Raw genomic sequence first — 12,046 nt, 5'->3', positions numbered from 1 at the left:
AAAACTTGAGATAAGTGCTTAGAAATTTTGAGTATTTAATGTTGCTTAATAATGGTTCACTTTTTATGATTAATTCACGTGTTTTTGGATTGATTTGCTGTATTTAAAATTAAAAAATCCCGCTATAAAAGCAGGATTTTTTTAATTTATTTAAATTACCAGCTTAATGCGCCGCCAGTTTGATAGTCAGTTACGCGAGTTTCAAAGAAATTTTTCTCTTTACGTAAATCCATCATTTCTGACATCCATTGGAATGGATTAGTCACACCAGCAAACTGTTCAGGTAAACCAAGTTGTGCTAAACGACGGTTTGCAATGAACTTCAAATATTCTTCCATCATTGCAGCATTCATACCCAATACACCACGTGGCATAGTGTCACGTGCGTACTCGATTTCAAGCATTGTGCCTTCAAGAATCATTTGAATGATTTCTTCTTGGAACTCAGTTGTCCAAAGTGAAGGGTTTTCAATTTTGATTTGGTTAATCATATCGATACCAAAATTCAAATGCATTGATTCATCACGTAAAATATATTGGAATTGCTCAGCAACACCATTCATTTTATTACGACGACCCATACTTAAGATTTGGCTGAAACCACAATAGAAGAAGATTCCTTCAAGTACACAATAGAATGCGATCAAGTTACGCAGTAAAATTTGATCGTTTTCAGGTGTACCTGTTTGGAAAGTTGGATCACATAAAGATTGAGTATATTTTAATCCCCAAGCGGCTTTACGTGCAACTGATGGAACTTCACGATACATGTTGAAGACTTCGCCTTCATCCATACCTAAAGATTCAATACAGTATTGATAAGCATGGGTGTGAATTGCTTCTTCAAATGCTTGACGTAAAATATATTGACGGCATTCAGGGTTGGTAATGTGACGATAAATCGCCAATACCAAGTTGTTTGCAACCAATGAATCGGCAGTCGAGAAGAAACCCAAAGAACGCATAACAATGGTACGCTCGTCTTCAGTTAAGCCATTTTCAGACTTCCAAAGTGCGATGTCATGGTTCATGTTTACTTCTTGCGGCATCCAGTGGTTTGCGCAACCATCTAGATATTTTTGCCAAGCCCATTCATATTTAAACGGTACAAGCTGGTTTAAGTCCGCACGACAGTTAATCATCGCTTTGTCATCAACTTGAACGCGCTGTGCGCCCATTTCAAGCTCTTCTAAGCCTGGTGCAACATCTAACTGTTCTAAGGAAGCAGATGCTCTTGCCAATGAATCGGTTGAATATTCTGCACGTTTTGAATGGGTTCTAGCGGGTTGTGCAGTTGCCACAGACGGTGATGGCTGCTGTGCATCACGTACCACTTGCGGATCAGTCTCTTTTTGCGGTTCGACGGGCGCAGACTGCTGAGCTTGTGCAGCTGGTTTCTGTTCATCATCTTCAAAATCGTCCCAACTCAGGATAGACATAACAATTCTCTCTTCGTTGTAAATATCTGTTATCGACATCTCACAGTCGAAGATGTCTCTATTGTACGCTTAATCTGTATAAGCAAAATTAAGTTTTGCCGATCATGGCTCTGATCTTGTTCGATAGAGCAGATTCATACACTACTTATTTTGATTACGTTTGTGCTGTTTTCGAATGGCAATAAATGCATAAGCCATTGGAACATAAAAAATAAGAAAGGCTAAGATCAGTGCAATTACACCAAGTTCGTAGTTATGGCTTAAATGGAACATATTCTTAGCCTCTTTCAATCCTCTCCCTAACCCTCTCCTTTAAAAATGAGAGGGAATACATATTTTGAATGTTTGATCCCCCTCCTTTTAGGAGTAGGAGGGGTTAGGGGAGGTCGTTGATTAAAAAATTATTGGCAAGCTTCACAATCTGGGTTATCAATTGAGCATGCTAATGGTACTGGTGCAGCTTGAGCAAAACCATCTTCTTCAGCGACTGGAGCTGCAGTTTGTACAATTGGAGCTGCAACAACAGGAGCTGCGGCAGAAGTGTTTTTAACTGCGTTCAATGCACCCGTATTGATGGTTGATTTTTCAGCAGAAGTTGCACCTAATGCACGGAGATAATACGTCGTTTTAAGACCACGTAACCATGCCATTTTATAGGTCATATCCAATTTCTTACCATTTGCACCAGAGATGTAAAGGTTAAGTGATTGAGCTTGATCGATCCATTTTTGACGACGTGATGCAGCATCTACAATCCAACGCGTTTCAACTTCAAATGCAGTTGCAAAGATTGCTTTTAACTCTTCTGGAATACGTGCAATTTTTTGCACAGAACCTTCAAAGTGTTTTAGATCATTCACCATGACTGAGTCCCAAAGACCGCGATCTTTTAACGCACGTACTAAGTACGGGTTAATCACTGTGAATTCACCAGACAGGTTAGATTTCACATACAGGTTTTGGAAAGTCGGTTCGATTGATTGTGAAACGCCACAAATGTTCGAAATGGTTGCCGTTGGAGCAATTGCCATCACGTTAGAGTTGCGCATACCATCTTTTTGAACCTTGTTACGTAACGTATCCCAGTCCAAACGCTGTGTACGATCAACTTCAAACATACGTTCAGGACGTGTTTTCGCAACTAAATCTAAAGAATCGATTGGTAGGATACCTTGATCCCACAGTGAACCTTTGAATGTTTCATAAGTACCACGTTCTACAGCCAAGTCACTTGAAGTGCTGATAGCGTAGTAACTAATCACTTCCATTGATTCATCTGCAAATTCAACCGCAGCATCAGAACCATAAGCCAAGTTCATTTCATACAACGCATCTTGGAAACCCATGATCCCCATACCCACTGGGCGGTGTTTCATGTTTGAAGTGCGTGCTTGAGGAACAGCGTAGTAGTTGATGTCAATAACGTTATCGAGCATACGAACTGCAGTTTTAACAGTACGTGCAAGTTTCTCGCGGTCTAAGATACCACCTTTCACGTGCTCTACAAGGTTGATTGAACCTAAGTTACATACGGCAATTTCATCTTGATTGGTATTGAGTGTGATTTCGGTACACAAGTTTGATGAATGCACTACACCAACATGTTGTTGTGGTGAGCGTAAATTACAAACGTCTTTGAATGTGATCCATGGGTGACCAGTTTCAAATAACATAGATAACATTTTGCGCCACAAATCTTTTGCACGAATAACTTTGTGCAACATATTTGTTTCTTTGGCAATACTTTCGTAGTGCGCATAACGTGCAGCGAATTCAAGACCCGTTAAATCATGTAGATCAGGTGTTTCAGATGGTGTGAATAATGTCCATTCAGCATCTTCAAAGACACGTTGCATGAACAAATCTGGAACCCAGTTCGCAGTGTTCATGTCATGGGTACGACGACGATCATCACCAGTGTTTTTACGTAGCTCTAGGAATTCTTCAATATCCAAGTGCCAAGTTTCAAGGTAAGCACACACTGCACCTTTACGTTTACCACCTTGATTGACTGCAACAGCAGTATCATTGGCAACTTTAAGGAAGGGAACCACGCCTTGAGATTTACCGTTGGTGCCTTTGATATATGAGTTTAAAGCACGTACAGGCGTCCAGTCATTGCCTAAGCCACCCGCCCATTTAGACAGCATTGCGTTGTCACGCATTGCGCCATAAATATCATAAAGGTCATCACCAATAGTGGTGAGGTAACAACTCGATAATTGTGGACGTAACGTACCTGAGTTAAATAGCGTTGGTGTAGAAGCCATGTAGTCGAAGCTAGAGAGTAAGTTGTAGAACTCAATCGCGCGATCTTCACGGTTTTCTTCGTTGATGCTTAAACCCATTGATACACGCATAAAGAACAATTGTGGTAGTTCAAAACGGACATCATTCGAATGGATGAAGTAACGATCAAATAAAGTTTGTAGACCTAAATAGGTAAATTGGTTTGAGCGTTCGGGTTTGATTGCTGCTGCCAATTTAGCCAAGTCAAAATTAAGTAGTTCTGGTGAAAGAAGGTCTAACTCAATCCCTTTTTTTAAGAAGGTTTCTAAAGCTTCACCTTCCGCAGTATCGGTTGCTAAACCTAAGAATTTTAAACCAGTTGCAACGAGGTCATCACGTAGTAAGCGTGCAGTGACGTAAGTGTAGTTAGGTTCTTGTTCAATACGGGTACGGGTTGCCATTAACATCGTGGTCGAGATGTCTGACTGTTTTACACCGTTATAGAGGTTTTTAACAGTTTCATCGATAATAGCTTGAACATTAATACCTTCCAAACCGACACTTGCTTTTTCAATGGTTGCTTGAAGTCTAGCTAAATCTAAAGGCTGAAGCTGACCGTTCAAATCTGTGATTTGTAAGGTTGGATGATGGTGAGCACCCATTTGTTTACGCGCTTCTGCGCGCTGTTCACGATAAATCACATAAGAACGAGCTACTTTTTGTTCGCCAGTACGCATAAGCGCTAATTCAACTTGATCTTGAACTTCTTCAATATGAATGGTACCGCCAGAAGGTAAACGACGATCAAAAGTATTCATCACCATTTCTGTTAATTGTGTAATACGGTCATGAATACGGCTTGAATCCGCGCTCTGTTGACCTTCTACAGCCAAAAAAGCTTTACCGATTGCGACAGAGATTTTTTCTGCATCAAAAGCAGCAACATCACCAGTGCGTTTAATCACCTGAAGTTGACCGGGAGTTGAAGTGGTTACGCTCATTTGGCATAGCTCCATTATCATCTATTCTTATGCGTATGAACCGTTTGAACTGAACGATTTTTCGTCTCAGTATTTGAGGGGGTAAACACAAGAGCTAGTGGTTATAAGTTGAATGAGACACAAGATACGGGAAAAATCAGTTCAGATCAATATTGACATTTTGATAATTTTTTTTCCCTAAACGCTAGAGTTTCTCGCGTCATTTTTTTCATGAAAAATTGTTTTTGTTATATGTCTTATTGGACAAGGGTATAGCATAGCAAAGACTGCTCGGAGTGCTTATAGATAACTATGTGGATAACTTGAATTTTGATAAATGAATAGTCAGAATATGATCAACGAAACACTTTGTTTAAAATTCACTCAAAAAATTCAAGGGTGCTTTGGTGCTTAAACTGATGGTTTTCTTAAAAAGTGATGATAATTCAATAAATAGTAAAAATATAACAAATTGCTACTGTCATGTATCAGTTTGGTGAATGAGGTCTTGTTTACAATGTAAACGTGTGTATATTGCAAAATATAGTGTATTGAATCTGCGAGATTTGTGCGCAGAACATCGTATTAAGTACAGGGGCAAGTATATGAGCCAAGAAGAAAAGTTACCAAAAATTTTAATCGTTGAAGATGACGAACGTCTTGCTCGTTTAACTCAAGAATATTTAATTCGCAATGGCCTTGAAGTTGGGGTTGAGCCTGATGGTAATCGTGCCATTCGTCGTATTATTGCTGAGCAACCAGACTTGGTTGTGCTTGATGTAATGTTGCCAGGTGCTGATGGTTTAACCGTTTGTCGCGAAGTTCGACCACATTATCATCAACCGATTTTGATGCTAACCGCGCGTACTGAAGATATGGACCAAGTTCTTGGTTTGGAAATGGGTGCTGATGACTATGTCGCGAAACCCGTTCAGCCACGTGTATTGCTGGCACGTATTCGCGCATTATTACGTCGTACCGATAAAGCACCAGAAGATGAAGTTGCTCAACGAATCGAATTTGATGACTTGGTGATTGATAATGGTGGGCGTTCAGTCACTTTACATGGTGAGCTAGTTGATTTCACTAGTGCTGAATATGACTTATTGTGGTTATTGGCATCCAATGCAGGTCGTATTTTGTCGCGTGAAGATATTTTTGAGCGTCTACGTGGCATTGAATATGATGGTCAAGACCGTTCAATTGATGTGCGTATTTCTCGTATTCGTCCAAAAATTGGTGATGATCCTGAAAATCCAAAACGGATTAAGACTGTACGTAGTAAAGGTTATTTATTTGTTAAAGAAACCAATGGTTTGTAATTAATTACATTGATTAATTGTAAAGCACTTCTTTAAGGATAAGTTGCGTGTCAAAACACAGTATATTCTTGCGTATTTATGCAGGACTCGTGATTCTTGTATGTTTGGTGGCAATATTTGGATTTTTATTGGTCCAAATAATTAATTATCAACGTGCACAGGAATATCGTGAATCTTTGACAGACGGAATTTCCTTTGTCATTAGTGAAGGTGTGGCAAGGCAACAAACCGAGCAACAAAGAATGGATTGGATATCGGATGCTTCAGATTTGCTGGAGCTTCCCATTTATTACTTAGATGCCAATAAAGTAGATTTATCTCGAACTGAAGAAAAACGTATAGAAAATCAACAGGCTGTCGTGCGTTATGATGCAGAAAAAGAAATTGCCTATTTGGTAATTGGGGTGAAAAATGACCCGAAGCATTTTCTGTATATTAAGGTAGACACGATTGGTGAACGTCAGATGAAAGCGTTGCCAGTCTTCATTTTAGATTATCTGGTGTATTACCCAGGCCAAGAACAAGAATATATTGATAAAATTCAAAAACATTTTTCATATAAAATTAGTATTCAAAAAATTGCAGATATCAATCTAGATTCTGAGCAAGTGGGCCGCCTAAGAGCTGATCAAAGTGTGATTCTATATCGAGATAGTGCCACTGTGCGAGGGACAACGATTTCAATTATCAATCCAATGCCGAATCAGCCTGGTTCTGTACTGGTGATGGGGCCTGTTCCCATGTTTAATTGGATGCCTTTTAAATTGGCAGCAGGGATTACGTTACTCAGTATGTTTTTATTGAGTTTGGGAGTGTATGGTTTAATTGTACCTATTCAGCGTAAATTGCGTCAGGTAAATGATGCATTAAACATCATGAAAACAGGAGATATGTCTATTCGTGTGCCTGTAGAAGGGCATGATGAAATGGCCAGCTTAGCCACAAGCTATAATAATATGTCTGACCATATCCAGCGTTTAATTGAGGCACAACGTGAGCTAATGCGTGCAGTATCTCATGAATTACGTACACCTGTAGCTCGTATTCGTTTTGCTATGGAAATGCTGGCAGATGAAGATGATTACGAATATCGCATGCAACAAGTTGAAATGATTGATAAAGATATCGAGGCCTTGAATACGTTAATTGATGAGATTATGACCTATGCTAAATTGGAGCAGGGCACGCCTTCTTTAGATTTTGAAAAAATTGTTCTGGTGGATGTGTTGGAGCAGGTTGCAGTAGAAACTGAGGCCTTAAAAACTAAGAAAGAAATTCGACTGAATCCATTGTCTTCAGATATTCGGGTTGATGCGGAAAGGCGCTATTTACATCGTGTTGTACAGAATTTGGTTGGGAATGCAATTCGATACTGTGATAATCAAGTGGTCATTAGTGGTGGTATTAATAAGGTTACTGGCATGGCTTATGTTTGCGTTGAAGATGACGGCCCTGGGATTCCTGAGGAAGATCGCAAGCGTGTTTTTGAGGCTTTTGCACGTTTAGATGATAGCCGTACGCGAGCATCGGGTGGCTATGGTTTAGGTTTATCGATTGTTAGTCGAATTGCGTATTGGTTTGGTGGCACGATAGCAGTAGATCAAAGCCCTGATTTAGGTGGTGCAAGGTTTACTATGTCTTGGCCAGCTCGAAGATTTAAAAAGAAAAAATAATTAGTCGATATATTTATAAAAATGCGCCTATATAGGCGCATTTTTTTGCTTGTTAGAGTCGATTTTTAGATTGGTATACTATTGATAAGTCGTTGCATCTGGTTCGATAATAGGTTTGCCTTCTTGTAAAGCGTGTAAAGCGTCCTGATTGAAATCAATGAGTAAACTATTCTTTTCAGCATCAACTCGATAAGTATGAATAATTCTTTGATCACCTTTTAGTGTGTCTACCATATATTGATCGGCAATATTTAAAATACCTTCTAAATTGGTCGTGGTTGCAGCGAGATCATGGCGGAAAATTTCATAAATATCACGTAGATCAAATATTGCATTCGAGGCATCTGGGTGTTTTTTGATATAACCTTCAATATGGCGAATCAGTAATTGAGCAAATAAAAAATAATTGGGTTTATGTGAATAATTTAGATTCATGTGCTTTGCTCCTTTTATTATTGTAATTAGCATACACAGGAAACCAACGACTATTGTATAAAGTTGATTAATGCTTGTTATTAAATTGAAAATTTAATAAAAATAAAGCAGACAGATAGCAATTAATGCTGCTTAATATTACTTTGAAAAGGTATAAACTCGATAGTTGGACTACGCTTTTTTAAGTGCTTTTGATTTGAATAGATGGTGGTGATCATCAAAAGTATTACTGGGGGAGTGATAGGGGAATGCAAAATACAAAAGGTAGGTGAAAAGTAGGCTTAATCTAAAATAAGATGTTAAATTAAAATTTTTAGGATGTTTTCATGTGGTTTATACACGATATTTTGATAATTTTATCTGGAAATCGTGAGTAACTGAATATTAAAGTGAGAAAAAATGTCATTAATCGATAATTTTTAAAAATAATAGAGTTGGTGTTTTTATGGGTGTAACAAAATATTTCATACGATTAGAATACCCAATGAAAGTCAAAAAGAAAAAATGGAGTACCATTTTAATGGTTCGAATCTAATATTATTGAAAAATATCAAAATTAAGTTACTGATTTATGTTCTAAATTTTAAATTTCATGACTGTTGTTCGAAAAAAATAATTATTAAGGAAAGGTAGATTAAATAAAGCGATTAACCATAGTTATATTTCTCTAAATTGAGTTGAATTGTTAGGTCTGTATAAAAAATCATCCAAAAGACTTAGACTTATAAGCTAGCAAGGTAAATCATAAATCAGGTACAATTGATCAGATTTATTTTGTGTTTGACATGTTTACTCAGTCAATACATACATTCTTTCTTTGTTAATAATAGGCCTGCCAGGAGTTATCCCCGCATGAGTGCCATTACTCCATACGATTGGGCAACAATTGCCTTCGTGATCGGCGTTACATTTCTATGCGTCTTTATGCTCACAGTTCCTTTACTCCTTGGGGGTAAATCATGGGGACGTGCGAAGCAAGAGCAATTTGAATCAGGTGTAGTGGGTGCTGGTGGTGCACGTATCCGCTTGTCTGCTAAATTCTATTTAGTTGCAATTTTCTTTGTGGTGTTCGACTTAGAAGCACTTTACCTCTACGCATGGGCAAATTCTGTGCGTGAAGTAGGTTGGGTGGGTTTTGTAACTGCTGCTGTATTTATTTTAGTTTTGCTTGTTGGCTTGGTTTATGAGCTATCAACGGGTGCGTTAAATTGGGCACCATCTGATCGTCGTAAAGCAGCAGGTATCAAACCTAAAGTAGGTTCACCAAATATGGATCTTGCAGAAATTACACGCTTTAATTCAATTGAAGAGTTGGTTGTAGACCCTACGGGCCTTATTCCAGCTCAATCTTCTGGTCGTGTGAAAGATAAGACACCGACTAAGTCACTTAATAAGGAGTAACTCGGGAATGAAATATACATTGACCCGTGCGAATCCAGAAGCTGACCAATATCCACTTCAAGAGCGTCAGGTTGTTACTGATCCGCTTGAAGAAGAAGTGAATAAAAATGTGTTCATGACTCGTTTAGAGGATGTGGCGCATACAGCTGTAAACTGGGGCCGTAAAAATTCATTATGGCCTTTTAACTTTGGTACATCATGCTGTTATGTTGAGTATGCAACCACTTTAACTGGTGTGCATGACTTATCGCGTTTTGGTGCCGAAGTGATTCGTGCTTCACCACGTCAAGCTGACTTGATGATCATTGCTGGAACGTGTTTTGTTAAAATGGCACCCGTTATTCAACGGTTGTACGAGCAAATGTTAGAGCCTAAATGGGTGATTTCAATGGGTGCTTGTGCCAACTCGGGTGGTATGTACGATATTTATTCGGTTGTACAAGGTGTGGATAAAATCATTCCTGTAGACGTGTACGTTCCAGGTTGTCCTCCACGTCCTGAAGCACTAATCCAAGCATTAATGTTGTTACAAGACCAAATTCAATTAGAGCGCCGTCCACTTTCAGCCGTAATTGGTGATGATCTTAAGCCTGTGTACAAGCCAAAGATGATGCCAGAACGTGATCGTAAAAACGCGGAACGTATTGCTGTGAAAAACTTACGCTCTATGGATGAAATTAAGTAGTTTTTTCTGATGAATATTTGACATATCCGATGGATATGATTATCGAAAAAAATTGACAGAATTTGTATTAAATAGGAAGCCAAGCCAATGGCTGAAACTGAAATTGCTATGCCAGAGTCAGCACCTGTTGATTCACGCCCAGCATTTGCCATTGTAGAAGATCTTAAAGCCAAATTTGGTGAGAACTTCTACGTGCAACAGACGTTTGAAGATTTTCCAACAGTCTGGGTTGAGCGCGCACGTGTACAAGAAGTTTTAATGTATTTACGTACAGTGCCGCGTCCATATGTGATGCTGTTTGACTTATCTGCGGTCGATGAGCGTTTACGCCAAAACCGTCATAATTTGCCTGCATCAGACTTCACTGTGTTTTATCATTTGTTATCGCTTGAGCGTAACAGTGATATTCGTATCAAAGTCGCATTAGCAGAGAGTGATGTCAACCTCCCTACGGCAACCAATATCTGGCCGAATGCAAATTGGTACGAACGTGAAGCTTACGATATGTTCGGGATCAATTTCGAAGGGCATCCAATGCTCCGTCGTATTTTGTTACCAACCTATTGGGAAGGTCACCCACTGCGTAAAGAATATTCTGCGCGTGCAACTGAATATACCCCGTATATGCAGAATCAAGCCAAGCAAGATTTTGAACAAGAACATTTACGTTTTGTTCCAGAAGATTGGGGTCTAACCCGCGGTAACGCAGACGAAGATTTCATGTTCTTGAACTTAGGTCCGAACCATCCATCTGCGCATGGTGCATTCCGTGTAATCTTGCAGTTAGATGGCGAAGAAGTGAAAGACTGTGTGCCGGATATCGGTTATCACCACCGTGGTGTGGAAAAGATGGCTGAACGTCAAACTTGGCATTCATTCATTCCGTATACCGACCGTGTTGACTACTTAGGTGGTTGTGCGCAAAACATGCCTTATGTGATGGGCGTGGAGCAATTGGCAGGAATTACTGTTCCTGACCGTGCACAATGTATCCGTGTCATGATGTCTGAATTATTCCGTATTAATAACCATTTATTGTTTATTGGTACTGCAATTCAAGATGCCGGCGGTATGACCCCTGTATTCTATATGTTTGCCGATCGTCAGAAAATTTATGATGCGATTGAAGCCATTACTGGTTTCCGTATGCATCCAGCATGGTTCCGTATTGGTGGTACTGCGCACGATCTTCCAAACAATTGGCAAAAACTCATTCGTGATATTCTCGAATGGATGCCAAAACGTATGAATGAATACTATACAGCTGCGCTACGCAACTCGGTATTTATGGGCCGTACTCAAAATGTTGCGCAATACGATGCGAAATCTGCATTGGCTTGGGGGGTAACAGGTACTGGTCTACGTGCCACAGGTATTGATTTCGATGTACGTAAATATCGCCCATATAGTGGTTATGAAAATTACGATTTTGAAGTGCCATTAGAATATGAAGGCGATGCTTACGCCCGTGTCATGGTGCATTTCCATGAAATTAATGAATCATTAAAGATCGTCAAACAGTGTTTGGATAACATGCCATCTGGTCCATATAAAGCGGATCATCCATTGGCTGTTCCACCACCGAAAGATAAGACTTTACAAGATATTGAAACCTTGATTACGCATTTCTTAAGCGTGTCATGGGGTCCTGTAATGCCTGCTGGTGAAGCATCTGTAATGGCTGAAGTGGTGAAAGGTGCATCGAACTACTACTTGACTTCAGATAAGTCAACGATGAGCTATCGTACCCGTATTCGTACACCAACTTTTACCCACTTACAGCAAATGCCTTCAGTGATTAACGGCAGTCTTGTATCTGACTTGATCATTTATTTAGCGACAATTGACGTCGTAATGGCTGACGTGGATCGCTAGGGGAAAC

General features: G+C 39.5%; 9 protein-coding genes. 5 read left to right on the top strand and 4 right to left on the bottom strand.

Annotation, left to right across the window (positions count from 1 at the left end; genetic code table 11):
* Window positions 1–155 precede the first annotated feature (155 nt).
* The 3 genes from B9T27_RS05150 to B9T27_RS05140 form a co-directional block, all read right to left on the bottom strand.
* Window positions 156–1,439, bottom strand: coding sequence for a ribonucleotide-diphosphate reductase subunit beta (locus tag B9T27_RS05150; protein ID WP_086205763.1), 1,284 nt, complete (start codon window positions 1,437–1,439; stop codon window positions 156–158).
* Between the two features lie 141 nt (window positions 1,440–1,580).
* The gene (locus B9T27_RS05145; RefSeq protein WP_086205762.1) at window positions 1,581–1,712 is read right to left on the bottom strand and encodes a preprotein translocase subunit YajC; all 132 of its coding nucleotides are present in this window, start codon (window positions 1,710–1,712) and stop codon (window positions 1,581–1,583) included.
* Between the two features lie 128 nt (window positions 1,713–1,840).
* Window positions 1,841–4,669 (bottom strand): ribonucleoside-diphosphate reductase subunit alpha, encoded by a 2,829-nt coding sequence (locus tag B9T27_RS05140; protein ID WP_086205761.1) that lies wholly within the window; start codon window positions 4,667–4,669, stop codon window positions 1,841–1,843.
* Window positions 4,670–5,253: 584 nt separating this feature from the next.
* Between B9T27_RS05140 and bfmR the strand changes: the two genes are divergently transcribed.
* Window positions 5,254–5,970, top strand: coding sequence for a response regulator transcription factor BfmR (gene bfmR / locus B9T27_RS05135; protein ID WP_086205760.1), 717 nt, complete (start codon window positions 5,254–5,256; stop codon window positions 5,968–5,970).
* A 47-nt stretch (window positions 5,971–6,017) separates the two neighbouring features.
* Window positions 6,018–7,643: a sensor histidine kinase BfmS gene (bfmS, locus tag B9T27_RS05130; protein ID WP_086205759.1), complete on the top strand. Its 1,626-nt coding sequence runs from the start codon at window positions 6,018–6,020 to the stop codon at window positions 7,641–7,643.
* Between the two features lie 78 nt (window positions 7,644–7,721).
* On the opposite strand, the gene B9T27_RS05125 is transcribed toward bfmS, so the two are convergent.
* Complete coding sequence (locus B9T27_RS05125; protein WP_086205758.1) at window positions 7,722–8,078, bottom strand: hypothetical protein; 357 nt, start codon at window positions 8,076–8,078, stop codon at window positions 7,722–7,724.
* An 852-nt stretch (window positions 8,079–8,930) separates the two neighbouring features.
* On the opposite strand from B9T27_RS05125, the gene ndhC reads away from it, so the two are divergent.
* From ndhC to nuoC, 3 genes are all read left to right on the top strand, one after another.
* Complete coding sequence (gene ndhC, locus B9T27_RS05120; protein ID WP_086204151.1) at window positions 8,931–9,479, top strand: NADH-quinone oxidoreductase subunit A; 549 nt, start codon at window positions 8,931–8,933, stop codon at window positions 9,477–9,479.
* 7 nt (window positions 9,480–9,486) lie between these two features.
* On the top strand, window positions 9,487–10,164 hold the full coding sequence (locus tag B9T27_RS05115; protein WP_086205757.1) for a NuoB/complex I 20 kDa subunit family protein: 678 nt from the start codon (window positions 9,487–9,489) through the stop codon (window positions 10,162–10,164).
* Window positions 10,165–10,251: 87 nt separating this feature from the next.
* Entirely contained in the window at window positions 10,252–12,039 is a 1,788-nt protein-coding gene (gene nuoC / locus B9T27_RS05110; RefSeq protein ID WP_086205756.1) for an NADH-quinone oxidoreductase subunit C/D, read from the top strand.
* Window positions 12,040–12,046: the final 7 nt, after the last annotated feature.

The organism is Acinetobacter sp. ANC 4648 (assembly GCF_002135345.1).
Taxonomy (GTDB): Bacteria; Pseudomonadota; Gammaproteobacteria; order Pseudomonadales; family Moraxellaceae; genus Acinetobacter.
This window is presented reverse-complemented; position numbering and strand designations above follow the sequence as displayed.